The 23,110-nt window shown below is 38.8% G+C and carries 24 protein-coding genes and 1 riboswitch; of the genes, 3 read left to right on the top strand and 21 right to left on the bottom strand.

The features are described from left to right. Nucleotides 1-267 precede the first annotated feature (267 nt). On the top strand, nucleotides 268-492 hold the full coding sequence (locus tag CUU64_RS13235) for a hypothetical protein (protein ID WP_101634092.1): 225 nt from the start codon (nucleotides 268-270) through the stop codon (nucleotides 490-492). 278 nt (nucleotides 493-770) lie between these two features. Here CUU64_RS13235 and CUU64_RS13230 read toward each other — a convergent pair whose 3' ends face one another. The 10 genes from CUU64_RS13230 to CUU64_RS13185 all read right to left on the bottom strand — a co-directional run bounded on the left by CUU64_RS13230 (nucleotide 771) and on the right by CUU64_RS13185 (nucleotide 8,647). After that, nucleotides 771-980, bottom strand: a complete 210-nt coding sequence (locus CUU64_RS13230) for a hypothetical protein (RefSeq protein WP_257985521.1) — start codon at nucleotides 978-980, stop codon at nucleotides 771-773. After that, entirely contained in the window at nucleotides 955-1,194 is a 240-nt protein-coding gene (locus CUU64_RS13225; RefSeq protein WP_257985519.1) for a hypothetical protein, read from the bottom strand. The genes CUU64_RS13230 and CUU64_RS13225 overlap by 26 nt, the downstream gene beginning before the upstream one ends. 417 nt (nucleotides 1,195-1,611) lie before the next feature. After that, the gene (locus tag CUU64_RS13220) at nucleotides 1,612-2,046 is read right to left on the bottom strand and encodes a S1 domain-containing RNA-binding protein (RefSeq protein ID WP_101634090.1); all 435 of its coding nucleotides are present in this window, start codon (nucleotides 2,044-2,046) and stop codon (nucleotides 1,612-1,614) included. A gap of 355 nt (nucleotides 2,047-2,401) precedes the next feature. After that, nucleotides 2,402-3,595 carry a thiolase family protein gene (locus CUU64_RS13215; RefSeq protein ID WP_101634110.1) on the bottom strand — a complete coding sequence of 398 codons (1,194 nt, stop codon included), beginning with the start codon at nucleotides 3,593-3,595 and terminating at the stop codon, nucleotides 2,402-2,404. 24 nt (nucleotides 3,596-3,619) lie between these two features. Beyond that, nucleotides 3,620-4,732 (bottom strand): muconate cycloisomerase family protein, encoded by a 1,113-nt coding sequence (locus CUU64_RS13210; protein ID WP_101634089.1) that lies wholly within the window; start codon nucleotides 4,730-4,732, stop codon nucleotides 3,620-3,622. Between the two features lie 13 nt (nucleotides 4,733-4,745). Further along, nucleotides 4,746-5,387: a 3-oxoacid CoA-transferase subunit B gene (locus tag CUU64_RS13205; protein WP_101634088.1), complete on the bottom strand. Its 642-nt coding sequence runs from the start codon at nucleotides 5,385-5,387 to the stop codon at nucleotides 4,746-4,748. Continuing rightward, a complete protein-coding gene (locus tag CUU64_RS13200) occupies nucleotides 5,384-6,070 on the bottom strand; it encodes a CoA transferase subunit A (protein ID WP_101634087.1) in 687 nt (228 codons plus the stop codon). Before CUU64_RS13200 ends, CUU64_RS13205 begins: the two co-directional genes overlap by 4 nt. Before the next feature lie 21 nt (nucleotides 6,071-6,091). Beyond that, nucleotides 6,092-6,814 carry a carboxymuconolactone decarboxylase family protein gene (locus CUU64_RS13195; RefSeq protein ID WP_101634109.1) on the bottom strand — a complete coding sequence of 241 codons (723 nt, stop codon included), beginning with the start codon at nucleotides 6,812-6,814 and terminating at the stop codon, nucleotides 6,092-6,094. 42 nt (nucleotides 6,815-6,856) lie between these two features. Then, a complete protein-coding gene (locus CUU64_RS13190; RefSeq protein ID WP_101634086.1) occupies nucleotides 6,857-7,696 on the bottom strand; it encodes an alpha/beta fold hydrolase in 840 nt (279 codons plus the stop codon). 177 nt (nucleotides 7,697-7,873) lie between these two features. After that, the gene (locus tag CUU64_RS13185; RefSeq protein ID WP_101634085.1) at nucleotides 7,874-8,647 is read right to left on the bottom strand and encodes a dioxygenase family protein; all 774 of its coding nucleotides are present in this window, start codon (nucleotides 8,645-8,647) and stop codon (nucleotides 7,874-7,876) included. A 203-nt stretch (nucleotides 8,648-8,850) separates the two neighbouring features. On the opposite strand from CUU64_RS13185, the gene CUU64_RS13180 reads away from it, so the two are divergent. After that, nucleotides 8,851-9,657: an IclR family transcriptional regulator gene (locus CUU64_RS13180; RefSeq protein ID WP_257985518.1), complete on the top strand. Its 807-nt coding sequence runs from the start codon at nucleotides 8,851-8,853 to the stop codon at nucleotides 9,655-9,657. Between the two features lie 365 nt (nucleotides 9,658-10,022). Here CUU64_RS13180 and CUU64_RS13175 read toward each other — a convergent pair whose 3' ends face one another. The 7 genes from CUU64_RS13175 to CUU64_RS13145 all read right to left on the bottom strand — a co-directional run bounded on the left by CUU64_RS13175 (nucleotide 10,023) and on the right by CUU64_RS13145 (nucleotide 17,770). Then, entirely contained in the window at nucleotides 10,023-10,568 is a 546-nt protein-coding gene (locus CUU64_RS13175; protein WP_101634084.1) for an FAD synthetase family protein, read from the bottom strand. A 148-nt stretch (nucleotides 10,569-10,716) separates the two neighbouring features. Beyond that, nucleotides 10,717-12,264: a 4-hydroxyphenylacetate 3-hydroxylase family protein gene (locus CUU64_RS13170; RefSeq protein ID WP_101634083.1), complete on the bottom strand. Its 1,548-nt coding sequence runs from the start codon at nucleotides 12,262-12,264 to the stop codon at nucleotides 10,717-10,719. Nucleotides 12,265-12,608: 344 nt separating this feature from the next. Continuing rightward, the gene (locus tag CUU64_RS13165; protein ID WP_101634082.1) at nucleotides 12,609-14,408 is read right to left on the bottom strand and encodes a XylR N-terminal domain-containing protein; all 1,800 of its coding nucleotides are present in this window, start codon (nucleotides 14,406-14,408) and stop codon (nucleotides 12,609-12,611) included. A gap of 41 nt (nucleotides 14,409-14,449) precedes the next feature. Continuing rightward, on the bottom strand, nucleotides 14,450-14,911 hold the full coding sequence (locus tag CUU64_RS13160; protein WP_101634081.1) for a flavin reductase family protein: 462 nt from the start codon (nucleotides 14,909-14,911) through the stop codon (nucleotides 14,450-14,452). A 271-nt stretch (nucleotides 14,912-15,182) separates the two neighbouring features. After that, a complete protein-coding gene (locus CUU64_RS13155; protein WP_101634080.1) occupies nucleotides 15,183-15,383 on the bottom strand; it encodes a hypothetical protein in 201 nt (66 codons plus the stop codon). Between the two features lie 363 nt (nucleotides 15,384-15,746). Then, nucleotides 15,747-16,181: a Dps family protein gene (locus CUU64_RS13150; RefSeq protein ID WP_101634079.1), complete on the bottom strand. Its 435-nt coding sequence runs from the start codon at nucleotides 16,179-16,181 to the stop codon at nucleotides 15,747-15,749. A gap of 614 nt (nucleotides 16,182-16,795) precedes the next feature. Beyond that, nucleotides 16,796-17,770: an NAD(P)H-dependent flavin oxidoreductase gene (locus CUU64_RS13145; protein WP_101634078.1), complete on the bottom strand. Its 975-nt coding sequence runs from the start codon at nucleotides 17,768-17,770 to the stop codon at nucleotides 16,796-16,798. Nucleotides 17,771-18,747: 977 nt separating this feature from the next. On the opposite strand from CUU64_RS13145, the gene cspC reads away from it, so the two are divergent. Then, the gene (gene cspC, locus CUU64_RS13135; protein ID WP_101634077.1) at nucleotides 18,748-18,948 is read left to right on the top strand and encodes a cold shock protein CspC; all 201 of its coding nucleotides are present in this window, start codon (nucleotides 18,748-18,750) and stop codon (nucleotides 18,946-18,948) included. Between the two features lie 393 nt (nucleotides 18,949-19,341). Here cspC and CUU64_RS13130 read toward each other — a convergent pair whose 3' ends face one another. The 4 genes from CUU64_RS13130 to CUU64_RS13115 all read right to left on the bottom strand — a co-directional run bounded on the left by CUU64_RS13130 (nucleotide 19,342) and on the right by CUU64_RS13115 (nucleotide 22,876). Then, nucleotides 19,342-20,289, bottom strand: coding sequence for an anti sigma factor C-terminal domain-containing protein (locus CUU64_RS13130; protein WP_101634076.1), 948 nt, complete (start codon nucleotides 20,287-20,289; stop codon nucleotides 19,342-19,344). Continuing rightward, a complete protein-coding gene (locus CUU64_RS13125) occupies nucleotides 20,289-20,774 on the bottom strand; it encodes an RNA polymerase sigma factor (RefSeq protein ID WP_180954598.1) in 486 nt (161 codons plus the stop codon). The genes CUU64_RS13130 and CUU64_RS13125 overlap by 1 nt, the downstream gene beginning before the upstream one ends. Before the next feature lie 292 nt (nucleotides 20,775-21,066). Beyond that, a complete protein-coding gene (locus CUU64_RS13120) occupies nucleotides 21,067-21,984 on the bottom strand; it encodes a DMT family transporter (protein ID WP_101634074.1) in 918 nt (305 codons plus the stop codon). A gap of 415 nt (nucleotides 21,985-22,399) precedes the next feature. Beyond that, complete coding sequence (locus CUU64_RS13115; RefSeq protein ID WP_101634073.1) at nucleotides 22,400-22,876, bottom strand: DnaD domain protein; 477 nt, start codon at nucleotides 22,874-22,876, stop codon at nucleotides 22,400-22,402. Nucleotides 22,877-22,906: 30 nt separating this feature from the next. Further along, nucleotides 22,907-22,993, bottom strand: a riboswitch (cyclic di-GMP riboswitch). Nucleotides 22,994-23,110 lie beyond the last annotated feature (117 nt).

Below are 23,110 nucleotides of genomic sequence, written 5' to 3'. Positions count from 1 at the left end.
TTTGTCTCAGTTGTAAAACGTGATTTAGTGACGAATTACTATTTATAAAGCATCTGGAAGATGATACTTATACATCTCTAAAGCATTCGAGTTTTCTTTTAATGGTATGACACTGTTGAATAAAATAATTTCTCGATTTTTGGAATAACTTGCCTAAGCTTTATATTTTCTGTCAACTTTTGTATTACGATTTGTTCACAACTTGTTGGGATTAGACTCTATAATTTAAAAGGAAGTAGGTAAAATGACGACAGGAGGATACTTTGTATGGTAGTAGTACATAAGAAAAGAAATATATACACTGTATTTGTGAAAGGTTCCTCTGGAAAAGAACAACCAATAATTTTGACAGCTGAAAATATCCATGAAATGTTTAACCAACTGTCGAAAAATTACGGTCATTTATTTATCGATAAAGCAGGAAACGAAGTCGGGGCAATTGAATTCAGGTCATCTTCTTTTGGCAATATTAAATCACATTCAAGTGTATAAACTTTCCCAATTTTCCCACAACGTTATTAAGGGAGTGTAGAATTTCCGAGTAGATAGCATTCATTGCATGATTTACTCGGATTACCGCAACAACACTTATATAAAGAAAGAAGTTGGACTGAAATTAAACTTCACCTAGCGCCCCCTTTACTTTAAGTGTACCATTTCACAAAGGTCCATCGATTTTAACATATATACATTGAAACTTTTCTTACTCCCATTTCATTTTATTTCATAAAGAGCACCTCCCAGAACAAAAGGTACTCTATACACACCAATCATTGAACTCCTTCTTTTCCGCTAAACTCTAAAATATTTAAACCCTCGGATGCCTCTGGTGCTTCAAAAAATTTAGTAACATGAATAAACACCGCTTCCGTGTCAAAAGCTGCTTTTTCGGGTTGTTCGTTACGCCTGGCTTCCCCCTTATCAAACCGTACGTGCCCTTTTAAGGCATACGGCTTACCCATATGTTCCAAGAATATCAAGAGGATGCGTTCCAGGCATTTTGCATCTTATGTAGTTTCTGGCTATCCTTTCTCTCCAATGATGAAAAGTAAAACCAAGGAAGTCGAAATTATTCTTTTGAAAATCCACAATCTCTGTCTTCTCTTTTGAAATTTCTAAGCCAGGTTCCTTCAATTTTTCCTTTGTCAAAGAGGCAGCCGACTTAATTTGCTCTTTCGATTTGTCGAAAAGCAAGAAGTCATCCGTTTGCGACTGCCCGTCGCACAAAGAGCCGCCATAATGGCAGCTCCGAATTCAACTCAGCACCCTTTAGTTTAAAATGGTAGAAATTATTTAAGCGATTATAAAAAAAGTAAGTTGTATCTTATGATTCGTTGTTAACTACATTATTTTCATAATTACAGCCAACAAGGAAAAGGAACACGGCCGTTAAAAAAATCCACCCATACCGCTTCATTTAATCGCCTCTGCTCGGAAATTTTTTGTATCAAGTATATCACCGCCTAAGCAAGTTTTCATACGATATAGGCCAAGAACCCTTATTACTTGGTAACCATACAGAATCAGAAAAATATTTAATTACAACACATTAAAGAAGGCAAGCCAGTTTATAGGCTTGCCTTCATGATGAAGAAATTAAAACGCAGCAAGTTAACCACGTCTTCCTCCTCTTCCACCTCGTTTTCCTTCAGTGTTACGTTTTAGAGAAGATAAGCTCTCTTCACTACTCTTTAAGAATTTAGACATTTTATCTTCAAAGGTTTCTCTTGGTTTAAAGTTCCCTCTAGAACGATCATTCCCTCTACCTTGAGTGGGGCGAGGACGTTGCTTATAAGAAGATTGCCCTTCAGGTTTATCTATGGTTTGCTTTATCGACAAGGCAACCTTTCCTTCTTTTTCACTCAACACTTTAACTTCAACCATATCACCTATTTTCAGATGATCATTAACATCTTTTACATAGCTATCAGCAACTTCACTGATATGCACAAGACCTGTTGTTCCTCCAGGTAATTCTACGAATGCTCCAAAATTAGTGATACCAGTTACTTTACCTTGTACCTTACTTCCTATTTCAATTGACATTAAAATAATGTTCCTCCTCGATATGTTAAAAACACTTTATTATAACAAAGGAATGGTTGAAATATCAAACTTTAATACTTTTGAGTAGGATTATTGTTTATTTATATAATATTCCTACAATTCCATTTGCATTTTTAGTATAGAAAAAAATGGCAGGTATTTCAATTATGATTTCAAAAGTTTATGAAAATATTTTTTAAGAATTTAATCTTGCTTCCAAGACCGTATATTTCCTATGTAACTTTGGGATTTATGGACCCGTCTTATGCTGGCTTCAGCAAGTATGCAGCCTGAAATTAAAAAACAAAAAGCAGAAGTAATCTTCTGCTCTGCGTTTTATGTAGATACATCTATATTATACTTGGATATTTTCAATAATGGTCGCTATCCCCATTCCACCTGCGATGCATAACGTAACAAGCCCGTATTTTTTTCCGGTCCTTTCAAGCTCATGTACCAGTTTTGTAAAAAGGATGGCACCTGTTGCACCAATAGGATGTCCCATAGCAATGGCTCCACCGTTAGGATTCACCTTATTTATATCCAGGTTTAGTTCATTGATACAAGCAATTGCTTGTGAAGCAAATGCTTCATTCAATTCGACAACATCCAGATCATTTATCTTTAAATTCGTTTGTTTTAATGCCTTCAAAGTCGCATAAACCGGCCCCATTCCCATTAACTCAGGTGAACAGCCGGCTGCAGCCTGGGCAAGGATGCGTGCTTTTGGTTTGTATCCTCGTTTTAATGCTTCATCTTCCGACATGACCAGCAAGGCGGAAGCGCCGTCATTTCTTCCGCTCGCATTCCCGGCGGTCACCGTTCCTCCTTGTTTAAACACTGGTCTTAATGCTGATAATTTCTCCATGTTTGTTTCGCGTGGATGTTCATCAACTTGGAATTCAACATTCCCTTTTCTGGACTTTAATGTATACGCTGTGATTTCTTTTTCAAAGTAACCCTTGGATATGGCAGCTTTGGCTTTTTCCTGGCTTCTTAAGGCAAATTCATCCTGTTCCTCACGCGAAATCTTATATTTTTCTGCCACGTTTTCTGCCGTGGTTCCCATATTTAAATCCCCATAGATTTCTCTCGGCTGGGAACCTGGCTGGCTGGCCGTATTCGGATCCTTCAAAGACACATCTCCCGATTTCGTTCCGAAGCGCACAGCATTTACGTAATATGGAGCGGTGCTCATAGATTCCGCTCCCCCAGCAATAATGATATCGGAAATGCCAGCTTGAATTTGCTGGGCGGCAGAATTAACTGCCTGAACGCCTGAGCCGCATTGCCTGTGAATGGTATAGCCGGGAACGGTTTCCGGTATGCCCGCACGGAGCATGGAAACCCTCGCTAAGTTAGACGCATCAGCGCTTTGTTTTGCCTGGCCCAAAATCACTTCTTCCACTTCATTTGCGTTTAATCCAGTACGTTTAAGCAATTCACCGATGACATGGGATCCGAGATAATCTGCTGTTTCATTTCCCAGGCTGCCGCCAAGCTTGCCAATTGCTGTACGAACGGAATCGACAATTACCACGTTTTTCACTTTTATCTCTCCCTTATCCAAACATTATTCCCTTGTATAGTGCTTTAGTTTTTCTTTATCGATTTCCATACCGAATCCAGGACCATCCGGGATGACGATCTCGAAGTTCTCGTATGTAATGTTATTCAATGTCAGGTTGTCTTTAAAAAGCAGCGGTCCGAATAACTCTGTTCCAAATTTCAGCTCTGGAAGTGTGGAATAAAGCTGGGCGCAAATTGCTGTCCCAAGGCTTGATTCAATCATTGTGCCTCCATACAATCCAAGCCCTGAGCCTTCAGCAATGGCAGCTACTTTTTTTGTCTGCGTCAGTCCGCCCGCTTTGCATACCTTCAATGCAATGGAATTTCCAGCCCGGTGTTTGGCAATTTGGAAAACATCCTGAACTGTATTCGCGGCTTCATCTGCCATAATGGGAACTCGAAAGCGGCTCGTCAGGCGTGCCATTCCTTCATGGTTCCATGTCGGCAGAGGCTGTTCTACCATCGAGATTCCGCCATCCTGTAAGGCAGCAATGCTGTAATTTGACGTATCCTCATCCCATGCCTGATTCACATCTACCGTAATCCTTGCCTCGTTTCCAACGGCACTTTTAATCTTTAAAACATGTTCAACATTTTTATTAGGGTCACCTTTTCCAATCTTCAACTTGAAAATGTTATGGCGCCTCTGCTGAAGTAATTCTTTTGCTTCTTCAATGTCCTTTTCTGTATCTCCACTTGCCAGAGTCCACGCGACTGGCAAGGAGGAGTGAATTTTCCCGCCAAACAATTCATACGCTGGAACCTCTTTGGCCCTCGCTGCCAAGTCAATAATGGACGCTTCGATTAATGCTTTGGCAAAATGATTACCTCTTACATGTTTTCCAACCTCGTACATGATTTTGTCAAAGTGAACCGGATCCTTGCCTATCACAAGGGGAGTAATGTACCTGTCGATATTTACTTTTATCGCTTCCGGAGTCGATTCCCCATAGGAAGCCCCCCCAATCGTTGCTACCTCGGACCAGCCTTCACGCCCCTCTTCATCCTTTAAGCGGGCGACAACAATTGTTTGTGTAACAATGGTATGCATGGCAAGCTGGTGCGGACGGACTGTTGGCAAATCTACTATAAAAACATCAACTGAATGGATTTTCATTATCAACTGCTCCCTACTCGATAAAATTGGCCTCTGTTTTCTCCCGTACCTCTTCAATGCTGGCCCCTGGCATAAGTTCAATTAGCTTTAGTTGGTGATCCTCAACTTTGAATACAGCTAATTCGGTCATGATCATATCGACGGATCGGGTTGAAGTGATCGGATAGGTACATTCTTTTAAAATCTTGCTTTGACCGTCCTTCGAAGTATGATTCATAGTCACTATCACCTTTTGGGCCCCCACTAGTAAATCCATCGCTCCGCCGACACCCATGATGTTCTTTCCTGGAACGGCCCAATTTGCAATAATCCCCCTTTCATCTACCTGAAGGGCTCCCAATATGGCAACGTCCACATGCCCTCCGCGAATCATCGCAAACGAATCCGCACTATTGAAAAATGATGCACCGATTGCTTCGCCTACGGGCAACTTTCCGGCATTTACGAGATTAGGGTCAATTTTATCCTCTTCAACATCCATGACACCAAGCAGTCCGTTCTCTGTGTGAAGGTAGACCTGGTCATCATCCAGATATTCAGCGACAAGGGTCGGAATTCCAATTCCCAAATTAACGGTACAAGGCCCCTTAAGCTCCTTGGCAACGCGCTTAGCAATAAGATGCTGTAATTCCTGTTTGCTTAATTGTGTACTCATCTCGCTACCACTCCTTCCTTTGTAAGGATTTGCTGAGCCAAAATGATGGAATCGATATAAAGATGCGGAGTGACAATTTCTTCAGGGTCGAGCTGACCTGGTTCTACAATTTCATCAACCTCGACTATAACCGTTTTTGCGGCCGTTGCCATAAGCGGATTGAAATTGCGTGCTGTTTTATAGTAAACGAGATTCCCCAACCGGTCGGCTTTATGGGCACGGATCAACGCGACATCCCCACGGATTGCTTTTTCAAATAAATAGGTCACACCATCTATCTCACGTTCTTCCTTTCCATTTGCCAGATTGGTTCCCACTCCAGTAGTGGTGTAATAACCACCCAGTCCAGCGCCGCCTGCCCGAAGTGATTCTGCCAAGGTTCCTTGCGGGAGTAATTCAAGCTCAATTTCACCTTTTTGATATTTATCGCCAACATCCCGATTGCTTGTAAAATAGGAACCGATCCCTTTTTTGATTTTATTTTGATTCAACAGGATTCCTAGTCCCTTACCTGATTCACCCAGATTATTGCTAACAATGGTAAGTTCCTTAACATCCTTTTTGGTAAGGCCGTCAATCAGTGTTAGCGGGGCGCCAATCAGGCCAAAGCCCCCAACTAAGATGGTTTGGCCTGATTTCACGCATAATAACGCATCTTCCACTTGTTGTTTAATTTTGGACATACCTTTCCCTCCATTCGAAGATTATTGCCCAGCCTGTTTTAATGAGTCACTTAGCTCAAACCAAGAAGGAATTCCTGCTGTTAAAATGCAGATATAGCCAATGTCTGCCAAATCTGCTTCTGTTGCTCCAGCCTGCCTCGCCTTTTCAATCCATTCAACCGCTTCTTCCCCTCTTAGCTGTGCTATATAGTTGCCCACCATGCTAAGGTGTTTCAATCTCGTTGATACGTTGCCGTCAGAAAGGAGCTTTTTTTCAATCTTGGCAGGATCATTTGTCTGGATCACTTCCAAAGCGTCCTTCACAAAGCTGCTATCTTCATCGCCCATCCAATCGATCATGATGTTCAGCACCTCATTGATTGTCTGTGGCTCCGTCGCGGGTTGCTGTACGGCCGTCCCTTTAAGTTCAAGGGCATATGAAAGGGCCTGAAGCGATACTTTAAGGGAAGAGATTCCCCCGTACAAATAGGAAATCAGAAAATACTCAGCGAGCTCTGGAATCGTTGAGCCAAAATCAATGGCCCCCTTGGTATGGTAGAGCATGCTGCGTGGATAGAGTCTCGCAGCGTTCATCACGGCAATGAGGACGTCTTTTTCTTTTCTGGAGAGAGTACCGTCCTGCATGATTTCACTGCGAATTCCCGTATAATGATCCAATACGCCTGGACTATAATCATGCATTTTCTGTACCCAGCCTGGCACTTCATCATAAACTTCTTTAAAATAAGCCAATCCCTTACTCACTTCAATCATCCACCTTTCTTGTTGTCTGCATTTGTAACTCTATTAATTTTCAATTTCACTTAAAAACGTTTCGATATATTGATTAATGTCGTCTCTATTCTCGAATACCATGGTGTAATGATTGCAGTCTGACACAACGGTTTTCAGATGCTTTGTATATTCCTGTGTTTCTTCATAATCACTTAAATTAAACAGAGGCGGCATTGCCCCGATATTTGCTTTGGCATAAACAAGCAGAACAGGACATTCAATCCGTGAGCTGACTTCTTGAGGATCGTATGTATAAAAGCTGTTAAAATCTGCAAGTATTCTTTCCTCATTAGATTTATTTTCCCAGTGGCCACCGACAGGTCCCACCTCATATTCGACTGTTTGCTGGAGCGTTTCATTCCAAGCAATGCCTAAATTGTGATAAATACTTTTAATCTCAGCCATGTAGTGCTCCCTGGATTCGTATTCCTTGCTGAGACGTCCAAGTGAAGGCTGGACAATGGCCCGCTGGTTATCAGACATTTTGGCTGCACCATCGAGTAATATCACTGCTTTAACAGAAGCTAATTTACTAGCAACAATAGCGGAGATAAAAGCACCCATGGAATGCCCCAACAAAATCGGATTTTCAATTTGAAGTTCCTTTATCAAAGCAATGATATCCTCAGCATGTTTGAATATCGAAGTCTCTTCATCTGTTGCTGCACTATTGCCTCTCCCTCGCAGGTCGACCGCAATAATACGATAGTGCCCTTTAAACTTCTCCGCGTAATAATGCATATTTCTATGTGTCCCTGTTAATCCATGGATAGCAATGATAGTCCCTTTTGTTCCGTAATAATCAGCGATTTGAATATCATTACCATTAACTCTCACCTTATAAAGTTCCATTTACAATTACACCCCGCTTTATTAATTACTAACTAAGTACGCATAACGTACCTTATTACTTTTTGCGTACACTAATACAAAAAAATTAATCTATTAAAATAAGTTATTTCCTACGATATGTGTGGCTTAAAACAAAGACCATCGGAATATTTCCCGACGGTCCTAGTATATTATTTTTTATAAAGGGCGAAGGACGAAATCCAGTGAAGCTTCTTTGTGGTCACCAACTTGATGGAGCTTGGTTAATAATGAAGAACGGACACCCTTCGCTACATCAGTTTCCAGCCACTGATCTCCTTCAAAGAACACTTGGGTAATCAGTGTTTCATACCCTTCCTGGATAAACATCATATGAATATGAGCCGGGCGGTACGCATGGTAACCTGCCGCACGAACGAACTCGCCAGTCGGCCCATTCGTCGGAATCTGATAAGGAATCGGAACGATGGAATGGACCTCAAAATCCCCATTCTCATCTGTATAGAAATGGCCTCTAAGGTTAAATGCAGGTGCAGGTGAGTCGAAATTTGAATATAATCCGTCATTATCATCCTGCCACCATTCCACCTTTGTATTGGCTAATGGCTTTCCATCCACTGAGGTAACATTGCCCCTAAAAATTAGCTTATCTCCCGCTTCATCCGGACGCTGCGGAATGACAAATGGTTTTTGTTCCAATAACTGGGATCCTTCCACAAAGTATGGCCCAAGCAGTGATGGCTGAGTTCCAGGCGCATCCTTGTACTTGGATTCAAGTACATGGGTTTCAACGAACACATCTAAAAACAGGGGAACTTCACCGCTTCGACCAAGACGGTCTGCCCATTTCACGAAATTCGAGTACTCTTCATGGTTAAGCTGCTGTTCATCCAAAAAGTTTTTCAAGTGTTTGACAAAGCTTTCGTACACTTCCAACACACGCTGATTCTTTACTTGAGTTTCTACCATCATCAATTCCTCCTATTTTTTACTAGTTTAAAATAGTTGCTGAGGCACAATAAAGTTATGTAATCGCATACATTTTAACGAATAGTTTGGCGATTATGGCCCCATGCTGTTTATGTGTTTGCAAAAGACTCTAAGAAGTTGTACGATATACGTACAATATTATACTATTCGTACACATTTTTATTTTATCATGGGAGGTTATAATTTTGTCAATACAAAACTCCGACAATTTCGAACAATCTGGTGATTATATTCAATCCCTTGACCGCGGACTCAAAGTGATTCAGGCTTTTTCCCAGGAAACACCTTCGCTCACTATTAGTGACGCAGCTAAGATTACCGGGCTTAGCAGACCGACTGCAAGAAGAATGCTGCTCACCCTCGAATACTTGGGCTTCGTAGAATCAAACAATGGCAGTTTCTCACTGACAGCTCGCATCCTTACGTTGGGCTATGCATATATCTCCTCCAAAAACATATGGAACATCGCCCAACCGATCATGAGGGAATTTGTCGCAAAAACGGGTGAATCCTGCTCGATTTCGATTCTGGATGGTACCGATATTTTATATGTCGCTCGTGTTCATACAAAAAGGATTATGACGATCAATCTCGAAGTCGGATCCCGCCTTCCCGCCTATGCCACATCAATGGGACATGTATTGCTGGCATTTTTACCAAAGGCCGAACTTGAAGATTATTTAAACAAAGTGAGCTTCAAACGGTTTACAAACAATACCATCACGGATAAAGAACAATTAAAAAAGGTGTTAGCAACCGTTCAGGAAAATGGGTGGGGCGGTGTTGACCAGCAATTCGAAGAAGGACTCCGTTCCATCGCTGTACCAATCCAAAATGGAGAAGGAAAAGTAATAGCTGCGATTAACTGTTCCGCCCACGCCGGTCGTATTAGTGAAAACACGGTCCGAGAAGAATTTCTCCCACTCTTATTTGAAACTGCAGAAAAAATCAGCCGGACTATTAGCGCTGCTTATAACTCAGCGCAGTATTAGTAGTTTAAAAATAGGGCTTAAATTCTTTGTTATTAATCGATCTTGTCATAAGAAAAGAAAGATTGTTTTCTTATGGCAAGATGATTTAGAGAATTAATCCAGAAGGGAGTATCACATCGGCGTATTATTCCGCACTAAACCGGTCTCTTTAGAGAAAATACATGTCCGACTACTGCATAGTTATCACCGGCTAACCGGTTTACAGCTTAGAGTCGTTCATGACGGATTTCCATTTTTCATATACTTCATCTTTGAAAGGGTACTGAATGATACTTCCAATGAGTAACTTGTAGCTATCCCTCTCACTTAATGTCGCAGGGCCTATGGAAAACATGTAATCCCCATTTTTTATTTCCCTTAAGTTCCTAATGGATTTTCTGTAACCTGTTTCTTCCGAGCAGCTCATGTGCAAGCTGTTGTTGCTGATTTCCAAGCAATTTCCTAATGCGGGTGGAGGAAATGATTTCCCCCCTGGAGCACTTCACAACCGGAAATGTATAGGTGTTAAACTGTTCTGAAAGATCTTTTATCGAACCTGTCTTGCCTTTCCCGAACTGAAAGTCTGGGCCTATCCATATCTCATCGGGTGCCAAACTCTTCAACTCTTCAATAAATTCCGCTGCACTTTTTGAAAGAAAGTAAGTGTCAAAGTTAGCTATGACTGTATAATCCACCCCCAGTTTTCGGAGGAAAACCAGCTTTTCTTGAACAGTAGTCAACAACATTTGCTTTTGGAAATACACTCGGGGCGGTGGATCAAATGTATAGACGACAGACGGCACATCTAATTCACGAGCACGATTCACAGTTTTGGCTATTAGTGACTGGTGTCCAAGGTGGATGCCATCAAAAGCACCGATAGTTAGAACAGAGTGTTTAAGCGACAATATTCCATTTCTGATTACTTTCATGGTGAGTCCTCCAGCACATGTAAATTTTCATTAGGGAATGGGAAAATCCAGCAACACAGTCGACTATCATAACTGTGAATCTAAAGTAGAGGGCCATTTTTTAAGAAAGCATGGCCCTCGCGTTTAGTTCGGTCCAGCGATAATCTATTTATTTAGCAAAATAGTTGATATCATCCGGATTGATCCATGTATCATTTGTCCACCCGTTCAGGTCATAGTCGCTTAGGCATTCTTCCACGAATTTCTCAAACTCAGCCGCTTGCCCATTCTGATTTGCAACGATCAGGTTCTCAAGGCGAATATTTTCATGGTTTCCTGAATAATTCCGTTCATACAGTTCATGCCTTCCGCCGTATTCCGTACCTACAACATCCCAGAGCAGCTTGATAAGCTTGATCTTGTCCACTGACTCAACACCATTGGCCCCGCGGTACAGCTTATCAAGAAAAGGACGCAGCTCCGGATTTTTAAAGTCGCGTGAGCTGGAAGGCTGGACAATCAAACTGCCTGCCACCACGTTTTCAATGATTTCTTTTACCTTTGGCCAGCCCTCTGACATGAAGACCCTATAGGCTAATCCATAATTTAAATTTGGTAGAACTGTTCCATTTCTTCCCTCGTTAGGGTTTAGTGCCATAGCATCACTTAAAGCCCAAAACATATTCTTCCATGCCAAAACTTCTCCTACGTTAACCTGTACTCCTCGGAATTGATCTGTGCCATTCACCTTTACAGCTTTTAAAAGTAAACCTGACACAAAATCCAGCTTGACGGCTAGTCGTGTCACTCCATGGAATGTAAAGCGATTTAGGAAACCAGTTTCAGCAAAGAAATTATTGATTTTCTCGACGTCTTTATAAATCAAGATATTTTCCCATGGAATCAAAGCTTCATCAAAGATAAGAACAGCATCATTTTCATCGAACCTGCTGCTTAAAGGGTAGTCGAATGGACTGCCCATTACGGCCGCGTTCATTTCATACGAAGCTCGGCTGACAAGCTTGACACCTGGAGTATTCATTGGTGCTATAAAGCAAAGGGCAAATTCCTCTTTCTTGATTGGAGCTGCACCATAGTGGGCGACAAAGTTGTAATTCGTGAGGGCCGATCCGGTGGCAACCATCTTCGCGCCGCTTACAATTACTCCTTCCTCGGTTTCCCCTACCGCCCTAATAAAAATATCTGATACGGCTTCCAAAGGTTTATGTCGGTCTACCGGCGGGTTGATGATGGCATGGTTGAAAAACCAATTGTTTTCCTGAGCTTCCTTATACCATCTTCTTGCATTATCTTGATATGGCGCATAGTAATCAGGGTCTGCGCCGAGCGTTGCCAGGAAGGCGGCTTTATAATCCGGTGATCTGCCCATTTGCCCATATGTTAATTTGGCCCATTGTGCGATTGCATTACGGGATTTCAACAGATCCTCGGCACTTTGATCAAATTGGAAGAACTTTTGGGTATAACCTCCATTTCCTGTATCAGTTGGCACTGTTAGAATATCCTTCGTTTTTTCATCATGCAAAGCATCATAAAGCCTTGCAATGGAGCGTGCAGAATTCCGGAAAGCCGGATGAGTGGTAACGTCTTCCACCTTCTCACCATGAATCCAAATCTCTCGGCCGTCTCTCAGGCTTTCCAAATATTCTTGTCCAGTTAATGGCCGTTTTGTTAATACTTTTTGATCAACTTTCATTTTCTAGCCTCCTTGAATAATTTTGAAGCGCTTTCATTTCATATTTTTATTATGAATTGTTTTTTAAATTTTTTGAACTGCAAAAATATACTGACAAATATCGTTCTATTTCATGTTTTTGCGGTATTAGACTCTTTAGTAATGATTCGTATGGAAATCACTATAAGAAACAGCCTATTGTTTTTACAGATTGGTTTAAGCGGATATCCTTGAAAAATTGAATGGATCATTAAAAAAAGACCACTAAAGAAGCAATGGAAGCCGCTTCATTTCATGATCTTTACAAAACGTTATAAACCTAGCAGTAAAAATATCCGAACTCTTGTTTTAAAATGATTAGAAGTTTAGGTTGTCAAAGCTGGTCTATTGTTAATGATTTGCATCGCGAAATAAATGCGAATAGCCAACTGGTATTTAAAACGTCCAGTTCCCGTTTTTAAGTCAGCTTTGCAAAAAGATTCTATCTTTTCTATGCGGTAACGCAAACCTGCAATGGAAAGATGCAGGTCATCTGCAGTTTGCTGAAGATTCCCGTTATGATCCAAATAAGACTTCAATGTAATAACTAAATTTCCTTGGTTTGTATCGTCATATTCGACCAATTTACCGATGGTTTCTTTACAAAAATCAATCAATTCCTCCTGATCGATCCCTTTAAGGAACATAATGACAGGTTCCAATTCTTCGTAATAAGAAGCCCTGCTGTCAGTGGGATAGGCAAGCTGTATAAAATCACATATGCGGCATGCGTCTTTATAGCTTTTTGCTAAATCTTTGAGATTTTTTGCTATGCGCCCGACACTAATATAGGTTTTTATATGTTTGAATTCTTCCTGAATAACTTTCTGGAGTTTCGTTGTAAAGGTTTCTATCTCAATTTCTTTCTCTGTTAATACAAGAACGATATATTGATCTTTTATGAAAGCGTCAATATCTGGATAATTTAAACCTATGTATTGAAGAATATCTTTCTTATTATCAAAAGGTTCTATCTTCAATGTGAGGATGCGGTTTGGTTCCTGGGGATCAAAGTCAAATACAGGCATATGCCGTTGAAGAGTGTTTTCATCAATTTTGTTGTTTAATAATTCATCAAAGAAATCCTCCCGTTTTCTCCATATAGATTGCGTGATTTTCCTCTGGTGATACAATTGAACAGTACATACAGTAACTGATCTATTTATAATCATTTGTTCCCTTTTACTAAGTGGTTTATCACCGATGACAACCATTCTTCCTAGGTTCACATCATGAGTCCGGATGGGGAATGTATCAATGTATGTATCTAACGCTTCATACCGGCCCTCACTTTTGATCCATCTCTCATACGTTTCCATATCTATAGTGGACTTGAAACAGCTATCCATCTGCTTATGAAAAGAATCTATAACAATACTTTTTTGAACAATATTTGATATTAATCCAACCGTTTCTGACACATTTTTATCTTCAAGCAGCATATCTGTCAATTCGTTTTGAACCCGCTCGGACTCTATTATGTTCTCGTTGAGTTCTCTAACTTCCTTATACACCCGATCTAATTCTGATAGTAATGTTTCAGACTTGTAATAACGTAAGTCCTGCTTATGCCGTTCATCACGTGGATCATAGGTTTTGGCTACAAAGTAACAATGATCGTCTCCCTTTCCTTGGCATGATTCTTCATATACAAGCACTTCTTTTCCAAATACTCTGGTTAAATAGCCGCTGGCATATCCGATCAGAATCCAGCATACAGGATCGCTGCTGTGACCAAAATGATTGATATGTTCAACCGCTTCAAATGAATTCCTCCATATCCCGGTAAAATGAAGAGTGTCCTCATTAAGCTCTAGTATATCAGGCTCCACTGTAACGATTCCCTCTAAAGTATGAAGATATGGACCTGCCAAAAATAATTCCTTTTGCGAATCCCATTCATACATTTTTTCTAAAGTTTGTCCATCCTTGTATCCGCATGCCCATCCATAACGCATGAGAAACCCTTTAGCTCTCTCCATGCTCAGGGTATTCACCAAATCTCTCCGTAGAATGCCCAGTGCCTCTACAGACACCAGGGCCATTCTTCTATCACTAAACTTTATTACTCCAGTACGGGGATTAGTATCTATTAAACGATCAAATTGTAACTTATGAGCTTTCATTTTTTCTGCTCCCCTCACTATTTCATAATTTCAATTCGGGATCATTTTGGTAAAACGTCCGAAAATTTGCCGCAATAGTAGGCAAGCGGGCGACCAGGATTATACGTAAAATCACTCACTTTACCCACATATAGAACATGGTCCCCACCATCATACTCGGCCCATGGTTCACATTCCACATAAGCAAGGGTATCCTTCAACCTGGTCGAAAGATTACCTTTTTGCAATTGAAAAGTAGGTTCATCAAGCGGGCGGCCAGCAAAATGCATAGCGATATCCTCTTGATCCTCCTTTAAGATATTCACAGTGAAATTATTATTTTTTAAATGTTGAAGTGCTTTCGCTTTTCTGTCTATAGAAACTAAAACGAGCGGTGGATCAAGTGAAACAGAAGTAAAAGAATTTGCGGTTATGCCATGAGTTCCATCTTCCGTATCACATGTTATAACAGTTACACCCGTAGCGAAATGTCCCATACAGTTTCTCAATTCTCTTGAATCCATAATTTTCTCTCCTTTAACAAATTGTTAACGCTTACACAAATAATAGCAAAATATGCTTGTGGCACGAAACAGTAAAAAAGTATGGTTATATACAAATTTACCATGTAAATAGTATAAATAGTTATAAGAAATGAATCTCTTTTCATTTTGTTAAGGAAAATGAGTATATAGACATAGAAAAACCCAGAATAGGGGACTTTTTTATAAATGTCCATTATTCTGGGTATCGTTCATCTTTTGAATACAGTGGCTTTATTACATTTATTTGGCTTTAAAAATTTTTAATTAATTTCATCCCAAAGGTTAAGATCTCATAACTATTTTTAAGAATGAACCCATAATTACTTTTATGGTCGATCACTATATCTCCATCCAGATGGTTAATTACCAGTGGGTCTATTAAAATTGTAATTTCATCGACTTTAAATACCTCATCATTGTTTACCTGCTCAACCTGAGCAAGTTCATACACATACGTGGCTCCTCAACCACTGGTTTGGATTTGATTAATCCTAATGGTTGGTTCCGCACCAAGTGCATGTATTAGCTGCTGATTTGCATCTTTGGTTATAGTAACTTTCATTTTTTCACCTCAATATTAATTTTACCCTTCCGTGACTAAGTTCAAACGAAGTAAAAAGGCTGTAAGTCTATATAGTGCTTGTAACTTGTTCTACTTAACTGTCCCAATAGCTTGAGATAAAAAAGAACTGCGAATTTCAGCACCGAATCCCAAACAAAGCACCTGGATTATAGTTTCACAAACAAATCTTCTCTATGTATTCCTTCATTCATCTATCATTTAAAGCCAAGCCATACTGACTGGGCATCCCCATTATTTTCCTAAGAAAGAGTTTAACATCCAAGCATGCTTTTCAAGAGTAGAATGAATGGCTAGGAACATATCTCCGGTAATTTCATCATCAGCTGATTCCGCAAGTTTCATTCCCAGCTTTAATTCTTCAATCATTTGAGCAAAGTCTTCTACTGTTGATTCAACCATCTGTTCTGCAGTTAGATTTCCTTCGGCTTCTTTAATGGATGCTAGCTCCAGACAATCCGTCATCGTTGCGACTGGTTGTCCGCCTAGAGTTAGTAAACGTTCAGCCAATTCATCAATATGTAACGCAGCTTCGGTGTACAGTTCTTCAAATTTTGTATGTAATGTGAAAAATTGCTGTCCCTTAACATACCAGTGATAGTTGTGTAGTTTAAAGTAGAGCACACTCCAGTTAGCTATCTGCTTATTCAAACTATCTTTTAGTGTCATAATTATTCCCCTTTTTTGTAATGAAATTTAAAAATTCATTATACCAAAAATTTCTTAAGACGCTAATATTTATGTCCTCTGATATATTTCTATTTTCATATCTACTAGTGCCCATTTTCAATAAAAAACGGTCAATTTTTTCAGATGTGCATATGTCTAAAGTGTAGTATAAATTCTGATGAAAGCAGGTGCTTATATGCCTCCGTTTTTTGGTGGATTCGGTTATCCAGTGATGGGTTTTGGATACTCGCCATTCATGTATGGTGGATATGGTTACGGGTATTATCCTCATTTTCATCATTGGCATGGTCACTGGCATCATTGGTGGTAATGTTAGATCAAAAAAATAAGCCATATACTGAGGATGGGAAGGCCCTGTCCTCTATACATAGTTTTAAAAATGCAATCTTACCACCTGTTTAATGAAAGTTTGGGTTAACTACGAACTTGAAGTAAGTAAAGCGCACGCTTTTCATAACTAAGAGAAGTGTTGAAATTTATAAATAGTTATTCTGACAAACGAACATATTTAGAAAAAAGCCGCACAAATAAAACCATTGTGCGGCTAATCTCGAATAAGGCCATAAAATGTTAATTTGAGAAGATTTTTCAGATCAGATTGTTCTAACTATATTTCGGCTGTTTAGACTATCTCTGGCATCAATATATTCATTATGAAGCTTCTCTACAAATTCTGCTGCACCAGTAACCATTTTTATAGCACCAATGCCTTGACCGCTTCCCCAAATATCCTTCCATGGCTTGACGGCCTTTTCTCCAAAATTCATCTGAGAGGGATCACTTTCAGGAAGATTGTCAGGATCCAAACCTGCTGCCTTGATTGACGGTTTCAGATAATTTCCATGTACACCTGTGAAAAGACTACTATAAACAATATCATCAGACGTAGAGTCAACGATTGATTGCTTATACTCTTCAGAAGCACGGGCTTCATGTGTTGCAATGAACGGCGAGCCGATATATGCAAAATCAGCCCCCATCGCTTGGGCGGCCAGGATTGCACCTCCCGTAGCAATTGATCCGGACAAAGCGAGCGGACCGTCAAACCACTCACGGATTTCCTGAACCAATGCAAACGGGCTCTTTGTTCCTGCATGACCGCCAGCTCCTGCCGCAACGGCAATTATGCCATCTGCACCTTTGTCGATTGCCTTGTGCGCGAAAGAGTTATTGATTACGTCGTGCAGAACAATTCCTCCGTAGCTATGTGTTGCCTCAAATATCTCCTCGCGGGCACCTAAGGACGAAATGATTATTGGAACTTTGTATTTCACACACAACTCCATATCGGCTTCTAACCGTTCATTTGACTTATGGACAATTTGATTAATAGCAAATGGTGCAGCTGGACGATCTGGATTCTTTGCATTATGAGTTGCGAGCTCCTCTGTGATTTCTGCCAACCATTCATCAAGTAAGGATGCAGGTCTAGCATTCAGTGACGGAATTGATCCAACGATTCCTGCCTTACATTGTTCTATCACTAGTTTAGGGTTACTAATAATAAATAACGGTGAGCCAATTACAGGGATACGCAAATTCTGAAGTATTGACGGAATTCTTGACATTTGTTGTTCCTCCATTCAATTTATATCCATTTATAGGTATAATTTTTGCCTTATATTATTTATTAAGAACTTGTCCTCATAACCTTAATTGGTTAAATATATGCTTATTTTTCGAACCTCTTACCATCAACATTACCTTTTCAAATCATATATGTACTTGTAGATTGAGCAACAAGACTTCCTTTTTTATCATATACATTACATTTAACTAAGCCACATTAATCCGAACGTTTGACGCCATACCGATTACTATAGCCTCACCCCCTACCGGTTTCTTAAAGCAGGAACTCACTTAATTTACTCTGTGTAATGCTTTCCCTAGAAGAAAAGAATACAGATATCGTATTTTTCATAAACTTTCCGCTATTGTTAGTTTTAATTTTCTGATTAATATGAATATAACATGTTGGTGATGATTTATAAACAAGTGAATAAAAGGAAGACCCTACAATCTTTAGAATAGACATAGGCTAGCGGTCTCTCCCAACAGCATATTCAGCTTGATGTAAGTATGGTGCCATGAAAATATAGTCCCCTTTTTTTACAGGAATCCACTCATTGTCAAGATAGTACATGCCTTCTCGTGATACCGAATCATGGTGTGATAAGGGACGTTGGGGATAACACAGTTAAAATCACATTAATTACCTTCCGCTAAGTAATAAGGTGTTTTGTAAACTTGGCAACCAATGATAGAGTATTTGTGTCCTGCCGCTAAAATTTTCTCGCATCCAAATGTGTTAATTTCTCCACTACCGTACTCATATCTAGTGGTATCCTCAGATAAAATTTTCTACTTGGTAATAAATAAAGTAATTCAATCCATATTTGCATTATCTTCCGTTTTCTGTTATGATGAAAAAGAATTATTTTTGTTCGGTGTAAAGGATAGTATAAGTATCGACTTTTCGTCTTGATGATCACTTTGGGCAAGGATAGTAATACGTTGTGCGTTAACGCACTAGGAGGAAACAAATATGGAACAAGGTACAGTTAAATGGTTTAATGCAGAAAAAGGCTTCGGCTTTATCGAACGTGAAAATGGAGACGACGTATTCGTACACTTCTCTGCTATCCAAAGTGAAGGTTTCAAATCTTTAGACGAAGGTCAAAAAGTAACGTTTGACGTTGAGCAAGGTCCACGTGGAGCTCAAGCTGCTAACGTTCAAAAAGCTTAATCTTAAATCGATTATACAAACAGGCTCTTTATATGGAGCCTGTTTTTTTATGTTCTCTGTATAGACTCAATAAAAAACCCTACTCAACGATCGAGTAGGGATATGGTACAGGTAAAGAAAAAAGATGTAAAGCTTAAAAGGTTTGTTTAAGTATAACATACTAGATGACAATATGCGGAATGTATATATTTTTTTCTTTTCGAATACGACTACATTTTATTCTTTCTTATTTCACTAAACTGCTCCGTTAGTGCATTAAGAAAAAGCCGCCTGATGGCAGCCCCTTTTTCAAGTAACGTACCCGTTAGTGTAAGTACAATTGTTCACAAACTCACTCGAAAATTCTTTGTTTAACTGAAGCCCCAATTATTTAACGAATTTTTATGAACGAGTTTAAAAATCTGTTGCAACTGCTCCTAATGATATTGCCCTAATATGTTTATCTTCTTTTAGTTTTAACAACTCATCTTTTGTTCCTGTCACAACTACTCCAAGTATTAGTCCATCATTTCTATTTTCTTTTTCAGTTTCAAGAAGTCGGTCTACAATATAATCATAACTTCCTAGACCCTTTAATTTCGTTAAGATTGCGATATAATCATCTTCGTTTTGACCTAGAGTGTCTCCATCTCCACCAGCAGCAGTAGCATTAAAACCATAAACTAGTGAAGCAGAATCACCCGTTTCATGTAGCCCTTGTAAATTTTTCTTATCATTTTTATAATAATCATTTACCCAATACCAAGTAATTTTTTTTCTTAAATTAAGAAACTTTTGAATCTCATTAACTGAAAATGGTCTATCAAACGAGATAGCCACTTCCATCACTGCATCGCTAGGTGCTTTTTCAATCAATGATAGATCGTTCTGAATTGTTTTATATTCAAGCCATGGGTGATAAAATAACATCATTCTTTGTCCGTTAGTTGGATTATAATATCGTATTCCTTGTTTAGTTTCTCCGCTGCTAACGCTATCATATTTGGCTGAAGGGGTGTTCTTACCTAAAGCATTAAAGGCTTTTTGTTCCGTTCCCCACGGGACCACTTTATCTTCAATCAATTTGTATTTTTGATAGATATACTCTCCTGATAATATTCCTGAACTAAGTTTAGCTTGACCAATAACCACATTTGGTTCTGAAATTTCATATAGCAATTCGTTACCTTCAGAAGCTTTATTAAATGCCCAACTTACTATTACACCATTACCTATAATCGCAATAAATCCAAGTATAATTATTAAAAGAGTTGTAATTATTATGTTCCTTTTTATACTTTTCCTTTTAGCATTTTTAACGATTCCCTCAATATCTCCTGGTTTAAACGGTTTATTTGTCATTAAATATCCCTCCTTAATATTCCTGCAAGTTTCTTCCTTGCACGATACAAATAGGTTTTAACATTAGATTCTTTTAAATCTAGATGACCAGCAATCTCTTTATAGGAATAATCCTCTTCGTATTTCATTTTGATTAATGCTTTTTCAATCGGCTTTAATCTTTCTAATACTTTTTCATATTCTTCTTTATCTTCTTGTTTAATTAACATATCTTCTGGATGATTTTCTTCAGAGATATGATTATCTTCAAACTCCATGATTGTAAAACGTTTATTTTTCCTATACATATCGTAATATTGATTAATGGAAACTCTGTAAAGCCAAGACCTAAATGACCCTGCGTTTATACCTTCTATGTTCAAGAAACCACGATATAAAGATTCTTGAACAATTTCCTTAGCATCTTGAGGATTAGCCCCCATCGAGCATAGCTTTTGAAATATTTCATTTGATAATCTTGTTATTTCTTCATTCGAGGGCTGCACCATTTTCACTCCTTTCATCATTTATAACGAAACTAAGCTGAATATGTATACAGAAATCTAAGTTAATTGTTTATTAAAAAAAAAAAAGAGCCTTACCTAATAAGTAAAGCCCTACATTTAATATTAATTCGACTAATCTTTTACCCATTCCTTCTTTCACTAACCTATCCCGTTAGTTTAAGTGTAAAATTTCACAATCTTTGTGACAATAAAAAAGGCGGGGATACAAGCCCGCAGAAGATAACCGCTAGACTTTTTCCCCCCGCAAAGTCGACCATTCTCTTATGAGTGATTAAACATTTTCCTTAATACTAAGCTGTTTCCTTGTTCTTGATAAAAACGGCTTTAATTCCACTTCCATGAGAATAATCGAAAGCATAATAAGCATTCCACCAACTACTAACTTTACGGTAAATGGTTCAAAACCAAATGTGATTGAAAACATGCTGCCAAAAACCGATTCAAGCATCATGATGAGTCCAGCTGATGTTGCAGATGTATGTTTTTGAGCTAAAACTTGTAAGGTTTGACCCACAAAGGAACATATTATTCCCATGTATAACAATGGTACAATGGCAACAGACCAACTAACATTTGATAGTTGCCCTTCCTCTACGAAGAGGAAAAACAGCAATCCGCCTACTGCTTGTACAGCAGCAAGCATAAACGCTACAACACTAAAATCGGCTGTTCGTGTGCTATATCCCAGGTAGACAATAGAACCCGCGTAAAAAAACGCACAGATAAGGGTGTATACGTCCCCGATATTAATGTTAATCTCTTCGTTCCATATTCCTGTGATAATCACCATTCCCAATAAACAACCAACTATGGAGACCAAACTTTTTAGTTGAAACACTTTCCTATAAATGATCCATGCCATTAAAGGCACGATCACCACATACACTGCGGAAATAAAAGCATTATTTGATGGAGTGGTATAAATGACTCCAATTGTTTGGGTAATAAATCCGCCAAAATTAAGCAATCCGGCAATTAGACCTACTTTAAAGTCCTGGAAGGTCATTTTACATATTTTTTTATAAAAAAACAGAAGCACACAAACAACAAAGAGAAATCCTCGAACAAAATTTATAAAACCAGCAGACACGTTTGCGTCTAATGCTATTTTGGTTACCACAAACCCTGAACCCCAAAATACTGAAGTTATCAATAGCAGTATATTTGCCATTGATTTTGACATTTTCATATATTATTTCTCCCCTTTTTGTTTTAAATCACACAAAAAATCCAACTCTTCCCTTAAAAGAGTTGGATTTTATCTACTCTTATACAGTTTTCGACAGCCATCTAATTGAATTTATAGAAGGTTTCACTTCTTTATATGTTTTTAAAAAATTATACTACATTTCCTTAACAAAATAAATCACATCTTATACATTCTGTTTTGTTTCTTTAACTGAGATACCCGCCAACCAGTGTATTTTCACGTTTCCCTTCTACCTCCGTGTTTTTGTCAGAAACTCGTCGGACAAGGGGCTGTCTAGAAAGTCCTTTATAGGGTAGAAATCTCCCAAAATAAAAACCGAATGTTGATATAACAGCATTCTTGGGTTTTGTTTTTTAACATTTGTGGTGCAAAAACTACTTTTCGGAGCAGCCCCTTATTTTAAATGATATGTTTCTAGTAAATCAACACTTAAAATATTGCTAAGTATTTCAATTCCGATCGATGCGTACTCTTTACTTTCCTCTGTTTTGTACATTTCGACTAACTGATTTACTTTATAATCAAGTTGACTACCTATGTATTCCAATATCAATGAAGGTTCTACCTGCGTTTTTGTAGGGAGACAAACTTTTGCTGCCTCTAACGCTTGTTCAACCGTCTGAATGTTTGCTCTAAGCCAATTAATCGCGATCTTTTCAATATACATCCATTGTAAAGACGGATCTACTTCTTCTTTTACGTATTGTAACAATATATTAATCACACCATCGCTAAACTGAAACCGTTCTCTGAGACTTTGAATTAACATGTAGTCTACAATACTAAGGTCATTGTAGTTGTTTAAATTTTTCAGCATGACTTCTGGCTGGCTTTCTATTATCTTCTTCAATACCTCATTTTGATCTTCCATTTTATAACTCCCCCAAACAAGTTTTTCTCATTTGGCAGTACGGCCATCATAATTCAAAAGAATGTTAGATCCGATACTTTGCGTCCTCATCTTTCAATAAGTTTGCCTATTTACATGTAATGTTTTCTTCGACAAATACTAAACAAATATAGGACCAACCCTATTTTGCTTGAATGTACTACGATTCAATTGTTTCTAAGCACTAGAATCCATAAACTCTACTAGATCGTCTAG

The sequence above is a fragment of the Bacillus sp. V5-8f genome (genome assembly GCF_002863565.1).
Taxonomy (GTDB): Bacteria; Bacillota; Bacilli; order Bacillales; family DSM-1321; genus Peribacillus.
This window is presented reverse-complemented; position numbering and strand designations above follow the sequence as displayed.